The sequence below is a fragment of the Paragemmobacter amnigenus genome (assembly GCF_009908265.2).
Classification (GTDB): Bacteria; Pseudomonadota; Alphaproteobacteria; order Rhodobacterales; family Rhodobacteraceae; genus Paragemmobacter; species Paragemmobacter amnigenus.
In genome coordinates, this window is sequence record NZ_JAAATX020000006.1 from 18,284 (window position 1) to 34,023 (window position 15,740).

The 15,740-nt window shown below is 67.5% G+C and carries 21 protein-coding genes; 9 read left to right on the forward strand and 12 right to left on the reverse strand.

The window, feature by feature from the left end; translation table 11 throughout:
• The first annotated feature begins 151 nt into the window (after positions 1-151).
• Complete coding sequence (locus tag GU927_RS09365; protein WP_161762187.1) at positions 152-304, forward strand: hypothetical protein; 153 nt, start codon at positions 152-154, stop codon at positions 302-304.
• Positions 305-371: 67 nt separating this feature from the next.
• Here the strand turns inward: GU927_RS09365 and GU927_RS09370 are convergent, their stop codons facing one another.
• Entirely contained in the window at positions 372-872 is a 501-nt protein-coding gene (locus GU927_RS09370) for an Lrp/AsnC family transcriptional regulator (RefSeq protein WP_161762188.1), read from the reverse strand.
• A gap of 226 nt (positions 873-1,098) precedes the next feature.
• Between GU927_RS09370 and trxB the strand changes: the two genes are divergently transcribed.
• Positions 1,099-2,037, forward strand: a complete 939-nt coding sequence (gene trxB, locus GU927_RS09375) for a thioredoxin-disulfide reductase (RefSeq protein WP_161762189.1) — start codon at positions 1,099-1,101, stop codon at positions 2,035-2,037.
• 322 nt (positions 2,038-2,359) lie between these two features.
• Entirely contained in the window at positions 2,360-4,066 is a 1,707-nt protein-coding gene (locus GU927_RS09380; RefSeq protein ID WP_161762190.1) for a bifunctional sulfate adenylyltransferase/adenylylsulfate kinase, read from the forward strand.
• Between the two features lie 278 nt (positions 4,067-4,344).
• Here the strand turns inward: GU927_RS09380 and GU927_RS09385 are convergent, their stop codons facing one another.
• The 3 genes from GU927_RS09385 to GU927_RS09395 form a co-directional block, all read right to left on the reverse strand.
• On the reverse strand, positions 4,345-4,965 hold the full coding sequence (locus GU927_RS09385) for a YdeI/OmpD-associated family protein (protein WP_161762191.1): 621 nt from the start codon (positions 4,963-4,965) through the stop codon (positions 4,345-4,347).
• A gap of 222 nt (positions 4,966-5,187) precedes the next feature.
• Positions 5,188-5,415, reverse strand: coding sequence for a DUF1150 family protein (locus GU927_RS09390; RefSeq protein WP_161762192.1), 228 nt, complete (start codon positions 5,413-5,415; stop codon positions 5,188-5,190).
• Positions 5,416-5,424: 9 nt separating this feature from the next.
• Positions 5,425-5,847: an Hsp20 family protein gene (locus GU927_RS09395; RefSeq protein ID WP_161762193.1), complete on the reverse strand. Its 423-nt coding sequence runs from the start codon at positions 5,845-5,847 to the stop codon at positions 5,425-5,427.
• A gap of 223 nt (positions 5,848-6,070) precedes the next feature.
• Here GU927_RS09395 and GU927_RS09400 point away from each other — a divergent pair, with 223 nt between their 5' ends.
• The 3 genes from GU927_RS09400 to GU927_RS09410 all read left to right on the forward strand — a co-directional run bounded on the left by GU927_RS09400 (position 6,071) and on the right by GU927_RS09410 (position 7,926).
• Positions 6,071-6,289, forward strand: a complete 219-nt coding sequence (locus GU927_RS09400) for a YdcH family protein (RefSeq protein ID WP_161762194.1) — start codon at positions 6,071-6,073, stop codon at positions 6,287-6,289.
• A 91-nt stretch (positions 6,290-6,380) separates the two neighbouring features.
• On the forward strand, positions 6,381-6,866 hold the full coding sequence (purE, locus tag GU927_RS09405; RefSeq protein ID WP_161762195.1) for a 5-(carboxyamino)imidazole ribonucleotide mutase: 486 nt from the start codon (positions 6,381-6,383) through the stop codon (positions 6,864-6,866).
• Positions 6,859-7,926 carry a 5-(carboxyamino)imidazole ribonucleotide synthase gene (locus GU927_RS09410; protein WP_161762196.1) on the forward strand — a complete coding sequence of 356 codons (1,068 nt, stop codon included), beginning with the start codon at positions 6,859-6,861 and terminating at the stop codon, positions 7,924-7,926. The genes purE and GU927_RS09410 overlap by 8 nt, the downstream gene beginning before the upstream one ends.
• A gap of 74 nt (positions 7,927-8,000) precedes the next feature.
• On the opposite strand, the gene GU927_RS09415 is transcribed toward GU927_RS09410, so the two are convergent.
• The 4 genes from GU927_RS09415 to GU927_RS09430 form a co-directional block, all read right to left on the reverse strand.
• Entirely contained in the window at positions 8,001-8,717 is a 717-nt protein-coding gene (locus GU927_RS09415; protein WP_161762197.1) for an LrgB family protein, read from the reverse strand.
• Complete coding sequence (locus GU927_RS09420; protein ID WP_161762198.1) at positions 8,717-9,073, reverse strand: CidA/LrgA family protein; 357 nt, start codon at positions 9,071-9,073, stop codon at positions 8,717-8,719. Before GU927_RS09420 ends, GU927_RS09415 begins: the two co-directional genes overlap by 1 nt.
• Before the next feature lie 81 nt (positions 9,074-9,154).
• Entirely contained in the window at positions 9,155-9,559 is a 405-nt protein-coding gene (locus GU927_RS09425; protein WP_161762199.1) for a low affinity iron permease family protein, read from the reverse strand.
• A gap of 5 nt (positions 9,560-9,564) precedes the next feature.
• A complete protein-coding gene (locus tag GU927_RS09430) occupies positions 9,565-10,281 on the reverse strand; it encodes an alpha/beta hydrolase (RefSeq protein ID WP_161762200.1) in 717 nt (238 codons plus the stop codon).
• Between the two features lie 105 nt (positions 10,282-10,386).
• Here GU927_RS09430 and GU927_RS09435 point away from each other — a divergent pair, with 105 nt between their 5' ends.
• The 3 genes from GU927_RS09435 to GU927_RS09445 are packed head-to-tail and all read left to right on the forward strand — an operon-like array spanning position 10,387 to position 11,800.
• Positions 10,387-10,839, forward strand: a complete 453-nt coding sequence (locus tag GU927_RS09435; protein ID WP_161762201.1) for an NUDIX domain-containing protein — start codon at positions 10,387-10,389, stop codon at positions 10,837-10,839.
• Positions 10,836-11,327, forward strand: coding sequence for a GreA/GreB family elongation factor (locus GU927_RS09440; RefSeq protein ID WP_161762202.1), 492 nt, complete (start codon positions 10,836-10,838; stop codon positions 11,325-11,327). The genes GU927_RS09435 and GU927_RS09440 overlap by 4 nt, the downstream gene beginning before the upstream one ends.
• On the forward strand, positions 11,324-11,800 hold the full coding sequence (locus GU927_RS09445) for a GNAT family N-acetyltransferase (protein WP_161762203.1): 477 nt from the start codon (positions 11,324-11,326) through the stop codon (positions 11,798-11,800). The genes GU927_RS09440 and GU927_RS09445 overlap by 4 nt, the downstream gene beginning before the upstream one ends.
• On the opposite strand, the gene GU927_RS09450 is transcribed toward GU927_RS09445, so the two are convergent.
• The 4 genes from GU927_RS09450 to groES form a co-directional block, all read right to left on the reverse strand.
• On the reverse strand, positions 11,772-12,623 hold the full coding sequence (locus GU927_RS09450; RefSeq protein WP_161762204.1) for a DMT family transporter: 852 nt from the start codon (positions 12,621-12,623) through the stop codon (positions 11,772-11,774). The two genes, GU927_RS09445 and GU927_RS09450, sit on opposite strands and share 29 nt — an antisense overlap.
• A complete protein-coding gene (locus GU927_RS09455) occupies positions 12,620-13,522 on the reverse strand; it encodes a DMT family transporter (RefSeq protein WP_161762205.1) in 903 nt (300 codons plus the stop codon). Before GU927_RS09455 ends, GU927_RS09450 begins: the two co-directional genes overlap by 4 nt.
• 167 nt (positions 13,523-13,689) lie before the next feature.
• Positions 13,690-15,324: a chaperonin GroEL gene (gene groL, locus GU927_RS09460; protein WP_161762206.1), complete on the reverse strand. Its 1,635-nt coding sequence runs from the start codon at positions 15,322-15,324 to the stop codon at positions 13,690-13,692.
• 81 nt (positions 15,325-15,405) lie between these two features.
• Positions 15,406-15,693, reverse strand: coding sequence for a co-chaperone GroES (gene groES / locus GU927_RS09465; RefSeq protein WP_023665209.1), 288 nt, complete (start codon positions 15,691-15,693; stop codon positions 15,406-15,408).
• Positions 15,694-15,740 lie beyond the last annotated feature (47 nt).

A 15,740-nucleotide genomic window follows, 5' to 3' on the forward strand; every position in this document is an offset into this window, starting at 1 on the left:
CCTTTCGGGCAACGCCGCCACAATCCCCGCCAGACCGCCCCGATCCGGCCCGCATTTTCCACGCGGGCGGCCAAAACACTGCCGCAAACCGGCGTCAGATTGTCCTCAACAGGGACGCAGCGCCCAAGACATCGCAAGACGGAGACGGATGATGAAAAAGGAACGCCGCTGGCTCAAATCGGTTCTCGCCGCCAGCCTCGACCCCACCCCCGCCCTGCCGTGGCAGCGCGGCAGCCGCCGCCGCCCCGAAGCGGTGAAGGCCACCCCCGCCCCGCTGAAACCGCGCGCCATGGCCGCGCGCTGATCCGTCGGCCCGAAACGAAAAAGGCCGGGCCCCGCGCCCGGCCTTCGCCATTTCCAACCGTGGGACGTCAGGCCGTCCGCGCCAACCGCGCCTCCAGCACGTCGAAAGGCACGCCGGGCTGATCCTTGGCACATCGGATCACCAGCGAGGTCTTGACCGTCGCCACATTCTCGGCCTTCAGCAACTCGCCCGTCAGAAAGCTCTGGAAGGTGGACAGGTCTGGGGCCACGCATTTCAGGATGAAATCGATCTCGCCGTTCAGCATGTGGCACTCGCGGACCAGCGGCCAGTTGCGGCACCGCTCTTCGAAGGTCGCAAGATCCGCCTCGGCCTGCGACTGCAAGCGCACCATGGCAAAGACCTGCACCTCGAAGCCCAGCTCGCGTGCGTCGATATCGGCGTGATAGCCCTTGATATACCCCGCCTCCTCCAATGTCCGCACGCGGCGCAGGCAGGGCGGCGCGGAAATCCCCACACGGCTGGCCAGTTCCACATTCGTCATCCGCCCGTCGGCCTGCAATTCCGCAAGGATATGTCGGTCGATGGGGTCGAGCTTCGATCCAGCCATGGCGATTGGTTCCCTTGTTCCGGTCTATGACGGCATACCGGACTTTCGGCTGTAGATAGGCTTCCCCTCGCCCCCGCGCAATATTGTTTCAACATCACGCAAGAAAAAACCGCATCCGTTTCAAACAAAGGGTCAAAAGCACGGCAAACCGGCCTTGCACGGGCGGCCCTTCCCCCCGCCCGCGGCTTTCCCTATATGGGAAAGCCGGACGAAACGGGGGTCAAAGATGGGCAATACGCGGCATACCAAGGTTCTGATCATCGGCTCGGGGCCGGCCGGCTATACCGCCGCCGTCTACGCCTCGCGCGCCATGCTGGAGCCGATCCTCGTGCAGGGCCTGCAACCCGGCGGCCAACTGACCATCACGACCGAGGTCGAAAACTGGCCCGGCGACACCCATGTGCAGGGCCCCGAGCTGATGGTCCGCATGGAAGACCACGCCCGCGCCATGGGGGCAGAGGTCATCACCGATTACATCACCAGCCTTGACCTGCAAAACCGCCCCTTCACCGCGCAATCCGACAGCGGCACGGTCTACACCGCCGATGCCGTCATCCTCGCCACCGGCGCACAGGCCAAATGGCTGGGCCTGCCGTCCGAGGAACGCTTCAAGGGCTTCGGCGTCTCGGCCTGCGCGACCTGCGACGGCTTCTTCTATCGCGGGAAAGAGGTCGTCGTGATCGGCGGCGGCAACACGGCGGTGGAAGAGGCGCTCTTCCTGACCAACTTCGCCACCAAGGTCACCGTGATCCACCGCCGCGACAGCTTCCGCGCCGAAAAGATCATGCAGGACCGCCTGTTCAAGAACCCCAAGGTCGAAGTCCTCTGGAACCACACGGTCGAGGAAGTGCTGGGCGACGAAACGCCCCTCGGCGTCACCGCCGTCCGCGCCCGCGACGTGAACACCGGCGCCACGCGCGACATCCCCTGCGCGGGCTTCTTCGTGGCGATCGGCCATGCCCCGGCGTCCGAACTGGTCAAGGACCAACTCGAACTGCACAATGGCGGCTATGTCCGGGTCGAACCCGGCACCACCCGCACCTCCATCCCCGGCGTCTTCGCGGCAGGCGACCTGACCGACCATGTCTACCGTCAGGCCGTCACCTCGGCCGGCATGGGCTGCATGGCCGCGCTGGACGCCGAACGCTGGCTGGCGGGGCACTGACGGTAAATTTCTGACGCAGAAATTTACCCGGAATTTGACGCAAATTTCGGGCCTCGGCGTCAGACCGTTTCCTGTGTCAGGAAACGGCGCGGACCCTGCGTCAGGGTCCGCCTTCTCGGCACAAGGCAAAGGGCGAAACACTCTCCACCCTCCTTGCACCGCGCCGGAACAGCGTTCCACCCCGCACCCGATGCGCGGCATTTCTGCCCTATTGCGCGCCCTTTACCCTTGTTTGCTGGAATTCCGTCCGCCAAAGGCGTAAAGCGCGCCGCAACAGGCGGGGTCACCCGCCGCCGGAACATCACCCAGAGGCCCGTTTCAGATGACGCTGTCCAATACCGCCCCGATCCCCGAACTCTACGTCTCGCCCGAATCCGCGCAGAAGCTGAAGCACGAGGCGGGCAACCTGCCCTCGTGGGATCTCACCCCGCGTCAGGTCTGCGATCTGGAACTGCTGATGAACGGCGGCTTTTTCCCGCTCAAGGGCTTCCAGTCCGAGGCCGACTATAACGGCACCGTCGAAAACATGCGCACCGCCGACGGCACGCTCTGGCCGATCCCGGTGACGCTCGACGTGTCCGAGAAGTTTGCCGAAACCGTCGCCCCCGGTCAGGACATCGCCCTGCGCGATCAGGAAGGCGTGATCCTCGCCATCCTGTCGATCACCGACAAATGGACGCCCAACAAGGCGAACGAGGCGGAAAAGGTCTTCGGCGCCGACGACCTCGCCCACCCTGCCGTCAACTACCTGCACAACGTCGCGGGCCCCGTCTATCTGGGCGGCCCGATCACCGGCATCCAGCAGCCCGTCCATTACGACTTCCGCGCCCGCCGCGACACGCCGAACGAACTGCGCGCCTTCTTCCGCAAGATGGGCTGGCGCCGCATCGTGGCCTTCCAGACCCGCAACCCGCTGCACCGCGCCCATCAGGAACTCACCTTCCGCGCCGCGAAAGAGGCAGAGGCCAACCTCCTCATCCATCCCGTCGTCGGCATGACGAAACCGGGCGACGTGGACCACTTCACCCGCGTCCGCTGCTACGAGGCGGTGCTGGACCAATACCCCGCCTCCACCACGCACCTGTCGCTCCTGAACCTCGCCATGCGCATGGGCGGCCCGCGCGAGGCGCTGTGGCACGCCATCATCCGCAAGAACCACGGCCTGACCCATTTCATCGTGGGCCGCGACCATGCCGGTCCGGGCAAGAACAGCCAGGGCAAGGATTTCTACGACCCCTACGCCGCCCAGACGCTGGTGGCCGAACATCAAAAGGAAATCGGCATCGAGATGGTCGATTTCAAACAGATGGTCTACGTGCAGGAAAAGGCCCAGTACTACCCCGTGGACGAGGTGCCGGAAGGCTCCACCGTGCTGGACATCTCGGGCACCGAACTGCGCCGCCGCCTGCGCGAAGGGCTGGAGATCCCCGACTGGTTCTCCTTCCCGCAAGTGGTGCAGGAACTCCGCCGCACCTCGCCCCCGCGCTCCAAGCAGGGCTTCACCGTGTTCTTCACGGGCCTTTCCGGTTCCGGCAAATCCACCATCGCCAACGCGCTGATGGTGAAACTGATGGAAATGGGCGGCCGCCCCGTCACGCTCTTGGACGGTGACGTGGTGCGCAAGCACCTGTCGTCGGAACTCGGCTTCTCCAAGGAACACCGCGACATCAACATCCGCCGCATCGGCTATGTGGCGTCCGAGATCACCAAGAACGGCGGCATCGCCATCTGCGCCCCCATCGCGCCCTACACCGCCACACGGCGGGCCGTGCGCGAGATGATCGAGGCCTTCGGCGCCTTCATCGAAGTCCATGTCGCAACCTCCATCGAGGAATGCGAACGCCGCGACCGCAAGGGCCTGTACAAACTGGCGCGCGAGGGCAAGATCAAGGAATTCACCGGCATCTCCGACCCCTACGAGGCCCCGACCAAGGCGGAACTCGTGGTGGATACCGAAGGCACCGACGTGGATTACTGCGCCCAGCAGGTGATCCTGAAGCTGGAAAGCATGGGTCTGATCAAGGCGTAAAGGGGGGTCGCCTGACGTAGGGCGGGGTTCACCCCGCCTGCCACCCCCTCGGTCTTCTCCCTGACACCCCGCGCAACGGCAAGTTCCGGCCCGTGCTACAGGTACGGGCCGCGCACGACCCGCCCCCCCCGGGGCGCGCGCATTCTGCGCACTCCCCGGCGGGACGCGCGCGGCCCTACCGGCGGAGGGCGGAATGGCTCCACCGGAGCCTTTCCACCCTCCTTGCACTTCAAGAGGACAGGCACGCCGATCCGAGCGGAGACAAAGGCAACACGCCCCTACCGCTCCGTCGCACCCTTCCCCGCCAGTATCCTCTCCCGAAACCCCGCGATCCGCCGCCGCCGCGTCTCGGCCCCCTTGGCCCCGCGCAGATTGACCACATAGCTCCGCTGCCGCCCCGGCGTCAGCGCATGGAACGCCCCGGCCAGCGCCAGATCGGCCTCCAGCGCCTCGACCAACTCATCCGGCAAATCCACCTCCGCCGCCACCTTCGGCGCGCGCCGCCCCGCCGCCGCATGGCCCATCGCCTCGGCCAGATAGGCGTGGATCACGGGGGCCAACGCCTCCACCCGCCCCGCATCGGTGAACCGGATCGTATCGGGATACCGCGTATTCGGCCCCTGCCGCTCCATCACGCCTTCGGGGTCCGCCATCAGGCCCGCGTCAAAGAAATTCAGCCGGAACTCCCCGCGCAACGCCCCGATCAGCACCACGTTCCGCCCTGCATGGACATAGCAGGGATGCCCCCATTTCACCGTCTCGACCAGCCCCGCCCCAAGACACAGCCGCCGCAGAGCCACCACCCCCGCCTCCCAGCGCAGCGCCGAACACTCCGCCGTGGCGAACCGCGCACAGCGTCCGCAGCCCTTGGTGAAATAGTCAGCCGGGTCGGTGATCATGCGGCCCTCCGGACAGGATCACCGCATATTGGCACATCCGGATGGGCACGCCACCCCCTGCCGCCCGACATCATCCCGATGGAACCCGCGCCCCGGGCCTGACCCGGGGCCTCCCCCGCAGCTGCACTCCGGAACCGCGAACGAGGTCCCGGTTCAAGCCCGGGACGCGTCGTCACCCGTAGGGCGGGGTTCACCCCGCAACGGGCACCGCCCGCCGCGCCCTCAATGCACGTTCACCGGCGCCAGATCGTTCTGCCGCGCCAGCGCGAAGGCCAGCGCCCGGTCGCGCACCAGCGCCAGCCGGTCGCCATCCGCATCATGCAGCGCATAGATGGTCTTGAGCCCGCCCGCATGCGCCTGCACCTCGGCCGGCAGGTCCGCCACCTTCACAGGGCGGACATAGACGATGCGCGTCGCCCCCTCGGGGATACCGTCGAATTTCACATCCATGACATCACCTCATTTCCGACCGTTGCGCGAACTGATGGCAATCGTCTGCACCACCGTCTCGGGCACCGCCCGCTTCAGGTCGATGTGCAACAGCCCGTGTTCCATGCTCGCCCCCGCGACCTCCACCCCGTCGGCCAGCACGAAACTGCGCTGGAAGGCGCGGCTTGCGATGCCACGGTGCAGATAGACCCGCTCGCCCGCCTCCTCGGCCTGACGGCCGCGCACGACAAGCTGCCGGTCCTCGACCGTGATCGCCAGATCCTCCTCGCGGAACCCCGCGACGGCCAGCGTGATGCGATAGGCGTTCTCGGCGGTGGCCTCGATGTTGAAGGGGGGATAGCCCTCGGACGACTTCGCCGTCCGTTCCACCAGCCGCTCAAGCTGCTCGAACCCCAGAAGGAACGGGTGCGTGCCAAAGCTCAGTTTCGTCATCGGTCATGCCCTTGCATCAAAGCGACATAGCACCGGCGGTCCCGATCGCGGCAACCTCCGGTCCTTGGAATATGGGGCGCGCCCCGCCCGCCCGCAAGTCCCCCGCCACCTGCCCCAAGCCTGCGGATTTCCGCGTTTTTCCGACAGATTCCTTCCCGCAAGGGCAGAGAATCACTATAATGGTGCTAAGCAAGAAGAAGCACCCAGCCCGAAGGCCAAGGTCATGAACGCGCCCAGCGAAATGAACTTCGAAGACATGCTCCGCATCCGGCTGGAGGTTCTGCGGCGCGAACACCGCGATCTTGACGAGGCGATCCACGCACTCGAAACCGCAGGCCGCCCCGACCAGCTGACCCTGCGGCGGCTGAAAAAGCAGAAGCTCGCGCTGAAAGACCAGATCGTGAAGCTGGAAGACCAACTCATCCCCGACATCATCGCCTGACCCGCCGGATGGGCGATTGCCCATCCCGTGGTGCTTGCCCCCACGCCCCAATCCACTATACCCGCCCCAACCGCAGGGAACGGAGGCGCACATGCCCGTTGACGTTGGAATCATCATGGGGTCCCAATCCGACTGGGCCACGATGAAAGAGGCCGCCGCCATCCTCGACGAGCTCGGCATCCCCTACGAGACGAAGATCGTCTCCGCCCACCGCACCCCCGACCGGCTCTGGACCTATGGCAAGACCGCCGCCGACCGCGGCCTCAAGGTCATCATCGCAGGCGCGGGCGGCGCGGCGCACCTGCCGGGCATGATGGCCTCGAAAACCCGCATCCCCGTCATCGGCGTGCCCGTGCAGACCAGGGCGCTGTCGGGTGTCGACTCGCTCTACTCCATCGTCCAGATGCCCAAGGGCTTCCCCGTCGCCACCATGGCCATCGGCACGGCGGGGGCGGCCAATGCGGGCCTCATGGCGGCAGGCATCCTCGCCATCACCGACGCCGCCCTTGCCGCCCGACTCGACGCATGGCGCGACGCCCTGTCGGCCTCCATCCCCGAGGAGCCGACGGATGACTGACACCCTGCCCCCCGGCGCCACCATCGGCATCCTCGGCGGCGGCCAGCTTGGCCGGATGCTGTCCGTCGCGGCCTCGCGTCTCGGCTTCCGCACGCATATCTACGAACCCTCCGCGAACCCGCCCGCCGCCCATGTGGCGGACCGCGTGACGACCGCCCCCTATGACGACCTCGCAGCACTCGCCGCCTTCGCGGCCTCCGTCGACGTCGTCACCTACGAATTCGAAAACATCCCCACCGCCGCGCTGGACGTGCTGGAGAAATCCCACCCCATCCGCCCCAACCGCCGCGCGCTGGCCGTTTCGCAGGACCGCATCGCGGAAAAGGATTTCCTCACCTCGCTCGGTCTGACCACAGCCCCCTACGCGGCGGTGCAGACGCTCGACGACCTGCACCACGCCATCGCGAAGATCGGCACCCCCGCCATCCTGAAGACCACCCGCCTCGGCTATGACGGCAAGGGTCAGGCCCGCCTGAAATCCCCCGCCGATGCCGAATCGGCACTCGCCCAGATGAACGGCGCCCCCGCCGTGCTGGAAGGCTTCATCGACTTCTCGCACGAGGTCAGCGTGATCGCCGCCCGCGGCACCGACGGCTCCGTCGCCTGCTATGATCCGGGCGAGAATGTGCACAAGGACGGCATCCTCTCCACCACCACCATCCCCGCCCGCCTGTCGCCGTCCCAAAGAACCGACGCCATCCTGCTGGCCGCCCGCATCCTGAACGCGCTGGATTACGTCGGCGTCATGGGGGTCGAGCTCTTCGTCACCCGCGCCGGCCTCATCGTGAACGAGATCGCGCCGCGCGTGCACAACTCGGGTCACTGGACGCAGAACGGCTGCGCGGTGGACCAGTTCGAACAGCACATCCGCGCCGTGGCAGGCTGGCCGCTGGGCGACGGGTCGCGCCATTCCGACGTGGTGATGGAAAACCTGATCGGCGATGACATCCTCCGCGTGCCGCAGATCGCCCGCGAAAGGAACGCCGCCCTCCACCTGTACGGCAAGGCCGAGGCGCGACCGGGCCGCAAGATGGGCCATGTGAACCGGATCACGGGCTAAGGGAAAAACGCGCCCCGGACTTGATCCGGGGCCTCCATAGCGCCACGAGGCCCCGGGTCAGGCCCGGGGCGGGGTCACATCCACCACCCCAACACCACCGGCACGATCACCGCCGTCATCACCGCATTCAACCCGATGGCGATGCCCGCAAAGGTCCCCGCCACCGGGTCCACCTGAAAGGCCCGCGCCGTCCCGATCCCGTGGGATGCCAGCCCAACCGCAAACCCCCGCGCCCGATAATCCCGTATCCCCAGCGCATCCATCAGCGGCGTCACCACCAGCGCCCCGATCATCCCCGTCAGGATCACCAGCACCGCCGTCAGCGCGGGATCGCCCCCCTGCGCTTCGGTGATCGACATCGCCACCCCCGCCGTCACCGATTTCGGCGCGATGGCCACCAGCACCCCTTCCGGCGCGCCAAAGGCCCAGACCACGCCCAGCGCCGACACCGCCGCCACCACACTCCCCGCCACCAGCGCCGCCAGCATCGGCACTGCCGACCGCCGCACGACCGCCCGATGCTCCCACAGCGGCAGCGCCAGCGCCACCGTCGCAGGCCCCAGCAGGAAATGCACGAACTGCGCCCCCGCGAAATAGGTCGCATACTCCGTCCCCGAGGCCACCAGCACCCCGCCCACCAGCGCGACCGAGATCAGCACGGGGTTCGCCACCGGATGCCGCCCCGCCCGCAGCGACAGCCCGTCCGCCACCGCATAGGCCGCCAGCGTCACCGTCAGCCACAAAAGCGGCCCCTGCGTCAGATAGACCCAAAGCGCGAAATCCTGCCGCATCATTCCCCCACCATCCGCGCCACGACCCGGAACGTCACCACCGACACCACAAGCGTCAGCACGGTCGACACCACCAGCGCCACCGACAGCGCCAGCCACTCCGCCGCCAGAACGTCAAGGTTCCCCACGACCCCAACCCCGGCGGGGACGAACAGCAGCGACAGATGCGCCAGCAGGAACCGCCCCGCAGGCTCCACCCCCGCCAGCACGGGCGGCCGGAACCGGTCGCGCAACCACAGCACCCCCACCATCGCCGCCATCCCCAGCACTGGCCCCGGCACCGGCAGGCCCAGCCCCCGCGCCACCACCTCGCCCAGCAACTGGCACCCAAGGATCACAGCCAGACTGCCGATCATCCCCCGCCCCTTCATCTGTTCCCAAATATCCTGCGGGGGTGCGGGGGCGCAAAACCCCCGCAGCGACGCCCGCCACCCGCGCTACGCCTCCGGCGTATCCGTATCCGTCTCGCCCCGCTCCAGCCGCCCCCGCGCCTCCAGCGCCAGCCGCTCGTAGCGCGCGCGGAAGGCCTCGATCTGCCGCTCTTCCAGCTCCTCCAGATCCATCAGCGCGTTATGCGCCCCCTGCGTCGCGCGGATCAGCTCGTCCAGCTTCAGCTGGATCGCCGCCGTGTCGCGGTTCTGGGTGTTCTGGATCAGGAAGACCATCAGGAAGGTGACGATGGTCGTGCCCGTGTTGATCACCAGCTGCCAGGTGTCGGAAAAGCCGAAGACCGGCCCCGTGACGATCCATGCAACGATCACCCCCGCCGCCAGCAAAAAGGTCGACGGCCGCCCGCACCAGCGCGACACGCGCTTGGCCACGCCCGCATAGACATCCCGCATCGCCCTCACTCCCCGCCCAGCCGCTCCACCGCCTCGCCATAGCCGATCTCGGGATCGAAGCGCCCCGTTCCCAGAAACTCCACAACCTCGGCAATGACCACGGGGTTCATCATCATGAAGGTATGCGTCACCGGCAAGACGATATGGTCCGTCATCCCCGCCACCCGCGTCCGCGCCACCGACACCTTGCCGTCATCCGGCCCGGGGATGACGCTGGAATAGACGGGGTTCAGCGACCGGTCCCCCGCGATCACGCCCAGCTCGTAATCCGGCAAGGGCAGCGCCAGCGGCACAGACCCCGCCCCCGTTCCCAGCTCCATCCCCGCAGGCCCGTTCACCCATTCAAAGGCCCCGATATCGCCGAATGCATCCACCAGCTCCGACCCGCGATTGGGCGGCGCCAGCATCACCACCCGCCCCATCACGGCAGGCCGGTTCGCGGCCAGCCACGCCCGCGCCAGTATCCCGCCCATCGAATGTGTCACGAAATGCACCCGCTCCGTCCCGCATTCCGCCACCGCCGCCCCCACGCGCGGCACCAGCTCCCCAATGGGAAATTCCGTCGACGGATAGCCGTCATTGACGACCCGATACCCTGCCGCCTCCAGCGCCGCCGCCATCGGTACCAGCGACGCCTCGCTCCGCGCCAGACCGTGCAGCAGCACCACGCACTCTGCCCGCGCGGGCGCGGCCATCGCCAGAAGGATGAACAACCACCTCATCCCGCAACCCTAACCGATTTTCCGGCCCGATGGGCAAGTTTGCCGGTCCCGCGGCACCCACCCCGCCCATTTACAAACCCTTCCCCCCGCGCCACCCTGCCGCGCATGAGATACCGCCCCCACCGCATCGCCGCCCGCGCGCTGATCCTGCACGAAGACCGCCTTTTGCTGGTCAACGCCTATGGCGGCGGCCGCTCCGATCTCTGGTGCGCCCCCGGCGGTGGCCTCCACCCCGGCCAGTCCATCCCCGACAACCTCGCCCGCGAGGTGATGGAGGAAACCGGCCTCTCCGTCGCCATCCACGCCCCCGCCATGGTCAACGAATTCCACGACCCCGACACGGGGTTCCACCAGATCGACCTCTTCTTCCACGCCACCATCACCGGCGGCGCGCTCGACCCCCGCCGGATCGATCCCGAAGGCATCGTCACCGACCGCCACTTCTTTTCCCGCGACGACCTCTCCTCGGGCCGCATCCGCTTCAAACCCGACAGCCTGCCCGCCGCCGCATGGGGCACCGCCGCCCTCTACGACCCGCTGGAACGGATCGTCCCATGAGCCGCGCTTTCGTGAAAGAGGGCGACGGTTCCCTCGACCCGCTCCCCGACCTGCCCGTCTCGCCCCACCCCAACCACGTCACCCCCACCGGCCTTGCCGCCCTGCAACAACGCCTGCGCGACACGCAGACCCGCCTCGCCGCGCTCAAGGCCCGCCCCGACCGGCTCGACAAACTCCCCGAAGCCGCCGCCGAACGCGACATCCGCTATCTCGAATCCCGCCTCCGCTCGGCCATCCTGATCGACCCCGCCACCCTGCCCACGACCGAAGTCGCCTTCGGCCATATCGTCACCGTGGCGGATGATGAGGGCCGCGAACACCGCTTCCAGATCACGGGCGAGGATGAGGCCGACGCCACGGCAGGCCGCATCACCCCCCAATCCCCCCTCGCCCGCGCCCTGATCGGGGCCTCCGTGGGCGATGTGGTGAAATGGCGCAAACCCTCGGGCAGCGTGGACCTCGAAATCCTCGCCATCGAACAGCCATGATCCGCGACCTGCACCCCGACACCGACCTCGCCGCCGTCGCGGCCTTTCTGGACGAGGCCGCCGATTACTGGCTCCTCGCAGACGGCGCGCGCCCCGGACCGCAGGCCGCACGCGATTTCTTCACCGACTGCCCGCCCGATTGCGACCCGGCGCAATCCCACCGCCTCGGCCTCTTCGTGGACGGGCGGCTCTCCGGCCTCGCCGAACTCTCCTTCGGCTTCCCGAACCCCGGCGACGCCTATCTCGGCCTGATGATCCTCGCCCCCCGCATCCGCAACAGGGGCCACGGCCCGACCTTCCTCGCCGCAGTCGAAACCCGCGCCCGCGCCGCAGGGGCCCCCGCCCTCTACCTCGGCGTGCTTGAGGCCAACCCCAAGGGCCGCGCCTTCTGGACCCGCCACGGCTTCACCCCCACCGGCATCTCCCGCAGGGACGACCGCAACCTCACCCACCGCCTCGTGAAACCGCTCTAGGCCAGCTCGCCCACGCCACCCCGCCCAGCACCAGCAGCGCAGCGACGGCAAACCGCCACCCCACCGCCTCGCCCATCATCAGCGCGCCCCCCGCCGCCGCGATCAGCGGCACGGTCAGTTGCGCCACCGCCGCCCGCCCGGCCCCCAGCGCGGGCAGCACCGCATACCACAGCGCATAGCCCAGCCCCGACGTCACCGCCCCCGACACCAGCGCCAGTCCCACCCCGCGCCCCGTCGCCGCCCCCATATCCACCCCCGCGACCAGCGCCACCCCCGCCGCAGGCCCCAGCGCCAGCACGAAATTCCCCGCCGTCGCCGCCAGCGCATCCCGCGCCCCCCGACCGGCCAGCGAATAGACCCCCCAGCCCACCCCCGCCGCCGCCATCGCCGCAAACCCAGCCCAGCCGCCCCCCGCAGGCGCCACCAGCACCGCCAGACCCGCCAAGGCCAGCCCCGCCCCCGCCCAGCGCCGCGCGGGCACCACCTCGCCCGCCCACAACGCACCGGCAAACATCGTCACCTGCACCACGGCAAACAGGACCAGCGCCCCCGTCCCCGCCTCCAGCCGCCCATAGGCCAGCGAAAACCCGAACAGATAGACCGACAGCCCGACGACACCGCCGACGGTTGCCCCCCGCCACCCCCGCCCCCGCCCCCGTCCTCGCCATGCCACCAGCGCCAGCAGCACGCCCGCCCCCGCCACCAGCCGCACCACGGCAAACTCCACCGCCCCGATCGCGCCCGCCCCCACCGCCATCCGGTTCAGCACCGAATTGGCGGCAAAGGCCACCATCACCACGCAGGTCAGAAGAAACAGCCTCACCGCACCCCCGCAGGCGGCGACGACGTGGCGAACAGCACCCCCCCCAGCGCCACCGGAAATCCGATCAGATGGAACGCCTCCAGCCGCTCGCCCAGAAAGACCACGGCCAGCCCCGCCCCGAAAACCGGCATCAGATGCAGAAAGAAGACCGACCGCGACGGACCGATCCGCGCCACGGCGGCGTTGTAGCTCAGCAACGCCACGACAGACGCGAACACCCCCGTATAGGCCACCGCCCCCAACCCCGCCGGCGTCAGCGGTACCACCAGCCCCCGCGCCACCTCCCACAGATGGAAGGGCAGCACGAACCCCGCCCCCATCACCGCGATGAAAAAGGTCAACCCCACCGCCGACAGCCCCGCAGGCCGGAACTTCAGCAGCACGGAATAGACCCCCCACACCACCAGCGCCCCCAGAATCCACGCATCCCCCACGTTGAACTCCAGCGCCAGCAGACGCGCAGGCTCGCCCCGCGCGATGATATAGGCCACCCCGCAGAAACTGACCCCGATCCCCGCCGCCTGCCGCGCCGTCAACCGCTCGCGCAGCACGACCCATGCGATGATGACGACAAAGACCGGCATGGTCGCACTGACCAGCAGCGCGTTGATCGCCTCCGTCGAATGCAACCCGATATAGGTCATCGACTGGAACATCGCCGCCGACAAGAGCGCCATTCCCGCCACCAGCGGCAGATGCGCCCGCACCACCGCCCAATCCCCGCGCAACCGCGCCACGGCAAAGGGAAACAGCACCCCCGCCGCCAGCACCCAGCGCCAGAAGGTCAGGCCAAAGGGCGGCACATCCGCCCGGATCGCCCGCCCCAGCACCCAGTTCCCCGCCCAGCAAAGCGAGGCCAGCGCCGCCAACCCCGCCGCTATCATGAAATTCCTGTTCATGCGCGACAACCTAACCCCGCAAACTTCTCCCCAAAACCCCCTCATTTTCCGTCCCCAAATATCCTCAGGGGGTCCGGGGGCAGAATGCCCCCGGCACAAGGCGGCACGCCAAAGGAAAAGGGGCGACCCGCAGGCCGCCCCTTCCCGAAAACCGATCCTGTGACGGATCAGAAGTCCATGCCGCCCGGCATGCCGCCACCCGCGGGGGCCGAGGCCTTGTCGGCCGGCTTGTCCGCGATCATCGCTTCCGTGGTGATCAGCAGCGATGCCACCGAAGCCGCGTCTTCCAGAGCGGTGCGGGTCACCTTGGCCGGGTCGATCACGCCGAACTTGAACATGTCGCCATATTCTTCGGTCTGCGCGTTGAACCCGAACGAGGTGTCCGACGATTCGCGGATCTTGCCCGCGACGACAGCCCCGTCCACACCGGCGTTTTCCGCGATCTGGCGCAGCGGCGCTTCCAGCGCGCGGCGAACGATGGCGATACCGGCGTTCTGGTCGCTGTTGGCACCTTCCAGACCGGCCAGAACCTTGCCCGCCTGCACCAGAGCCACGCCGCCACCGACGATCACGCCTTCCTGCACGGCCGCACGGGTCGCGTTCAGGGCGTCATCCACGCGGTCCTTGCGCTCTTTCACTTCGACTTCGGTCATGCCGCCGACGCGGATCACCGCAACGCCGCCCGCCAGCTTCGCCACACGCTCCTGCAGCTTCTCGCGGTCGTAATCGCTGGTGGTTTCCTCGATCTGGTTGCGGATTTGCGCCACGCGCGCCTCGATCTCGGCCTTGTCACCGGCGCCGTCGACGATGGTGGTGTTGTCCTTGTTGATCGAGATCTTCTTGGCACGGCCCAGCATGTCGATCGTCACCGACTCCAGCTTCATGCCGAGGTCGTCCGAGATCACCTGACCGCCGGTCAGGATGGCGATGTCCTGCAGCATGGCCTTGCGACGGTCACCGAAGCCCGGCGCCTTCACGGCAGCGATCTTCAGACCGCCACGCAGCTTGTTGACGACCAGCGTCGCCAGAGCTTCGCCCTCGACGTCCTCGGCGATGATCACCAGCGGACGCTGCGACTGGATCACGGCTTCCAGCAGCGGGACCATCGGCTGCAGCGACGACAGCTTCTTCTCGTGCAGCAGGATGAAGGCGTCTTCCAGTTCCGCGATCATCTTGTCGGCATTGGTGACGAAGTAGGGCGACAGATAGCCGCGGTCGAACTGCATGCCTTCGACGACTTCGACTTCCGTCTCCATCCCCTTGTTCTCTTCGACGGTGATCACACCCTCGTTGCCGACCTTCTGCATCGCATCCGCGATGAAGCGGCCGATCTGGGCCTCGCCATTGGCCGAGATGGTGCCGACCTGCGCGACTTCGTCCGAGTCCTTGACGGGACGGGCAGCCGCCTTGATCGCCGCGACGACCTTGGTGGTGGCCAGATCGATCCCGCGCTTCAGGTCCATCGGGTTCATGCCGGCGGCAACCGCCTTCATGCCTTCCTTGATGATCGCCTGCGCCAGAACGGTCGCGGTGGTGGTGCCATCGCCGGCCTCGTCATTGGTGCGGGAAGCGACTTCCTTCACCATCTGCGCGCCCATGTTCTCGAACTTGTCGGACAGTTCGATTTCCTTGGCGACCGACACACCGTCCTTGGTGATGCGGGGCGAGCCGAAGGATTTTTCGATCACCACGTTGCGGCCTTTCGGGCCCAGCGTCACCTTCACCGCGTCGGCAAGGATGTTCACGCCGCGCAGCATCCGGTCGCGGGCGTCGGTATCAAAACGGACTTCTTTGGCACCCATGGTGCAAACTCCTCTGAATTCTTGTTGCCTTGATCATGCGGGCACGCGGCCCGGTGGGCGGGGTTCACCCCGCCCGGCGCATCACGAGATGATCCCGAGGATGTCGCTTTCCTTCATGATCAGCAGCTCTTCGCCATTGACGGTCACTTCGGTGCCCGACCACTTGCCGAACAGCACGCGGTCGCCCGACTTCACGGCCGGAGCGATGAGTTCGCCCGAATCCTTCCGCGCGCCTTCGCCGACGGCGACGACTTCACCCTCTGCGGGCTTTTCCTTGGCGGTATCGGGGATGATCAGACCGCCCTTGGTCTTTTCGTCGCTCTGGACGCGGCGGACCAGCACACGGTCATGCAGCGGTTTGAAAGCCATCTGAGAACACTCCCTAGGTTCCAGGTTGATTGATCTTAGCACTCGAT

Coding starts and splice junctions, on each gene's coding strand:
- GU927_RS09365 (WP_161762187.1), top strand. CDS start 152: ATGAAAAAGGAACGCCGCTGGCTCAAATCGGTTCTCGCCGCCAGCCTC.
- GU927_RS09370 (WP_161762188.1), bottom strand. CDS start 872: ATGGCTGGATCGAAGCTCGACCCCATCGACCGACATATCCTTGCGGAA.
- trxB (WP_161762189.1), top strand. CDS start 1,099: ATGGGCAATACGCGGCATACCAAGGTTCTGATCATCGGCTCGGGGCCG.
- GU927_RS09380 (WP_161762190.1), top strand. CDS start 2,360: ATGACGCTGTCCAATACCGCCCCGATCCCCGAACTCTACGTCTCGCCC.
- GU927_RS09385 (WP_161762191.1), bottom strand. CDS start 4,965: ATGATCACCGACCCGGCTGACTATTTCACCAAGGGCTGCGGACGCTGT.
- GU927_RS09390 (WP_161762192.1), bottom strand. CDS start 5,415: ATGGATGTGAAATTCGACGGTATCCCCGAGGGGGCGACGCGCATCGTC.
- GU927_RS09395 (WP_161762193.1), bottom strand. CDS start 5,847: ATGACGAAACTGAGCTTTGGCACGCACCCGTTCCTTCTGGGGTTCGAG.
- GU927_RS09400 (WP_161762194.1), top strand. CDS start 6,071: ATGAACGCGCCCAGCGAAATGAACTTCGAAGACATGCTCCGCATCCGG.
- purE (WP_161762195.1), top strand. CDS start 6,381: ATGCCCGTTGACGTTGGAATCATCATGGGGTCCCAATCCGACTGGGCC.
- GU927_RS09410 (WP_161762196.1), top strand. CDS start 6,859: ATGACTGACACCCTGCCCCCCGGCGCCACCATCGGCATCCTCGGCGGC.
- GU927_RS09415 (WP_161762197.1), bottom strand. CDS start 8,717: ATGCGGCAGGATTTCGCGCTTTGGGTCTATCTGACGCAGGGGCCGCTT.
- GU927_RS09420 (WP_161762198.1), bottom strand. CDS start 9,073: ATGATCGGCAGTCTGGCTGTGATCCTTGGGTGCCAGTTGCTGGGCGAG.
- GU927_RS09425 (WP_161762199.1), bottom strand. CDS start 9,559: ATGCGGGATGTCTATGCGGGCGTGGCCAAGCGCGTGTCGCGCTGGTGC.
- GU927_RS09430 (WP_161762200.1), bottom strand. CDS start 10,281: ATGAGGTGGTTGTTCATCCTTCTGGCGATGGCCGCGCCCGCGCGGGCA.
- GU927_RS09435 (WP_161762201.1), top strand. CDS start 10,387: ATGAGATACCGCCCCCACCGCATCGCCGCCCGCGCGCTGATCCTGCAC.
- GU927_RS09440 (WP_161762202.1), top strand. CDS start 10,836: ATGAGCCGCGCTTTCGTGAAAGAGGGCGACGGTTCCCTCGACCCGCTC.
- GU927_RS09445 (WP_161762203.1), top strand. CDS start 11,324: ATGATCCGCGACCTGCACCCCGACACCGACCTCGCCGCCGTCGCGGCC.
- GU927_RS09455 (WP_161762205.1), bottom strand. CDS start 13,522: ATGAACAGGAATTTCATGATAGCGGCGGGGTTGGCGGCGCTGGCCTCG.
- groL (WP_161762206.1), bottom strand. CDS start 15,324: ATGGGTGCCAAAGAAGTCCGTTTTGATACCGACGCCCGCGACCGGATG.
- groES (WP_023665209.1), bottom strand. CDS start 15,693: ATGGCTTTCAAACCGCTGCATGACCGTGTGCTGGTCCGCCGCGTCCAG.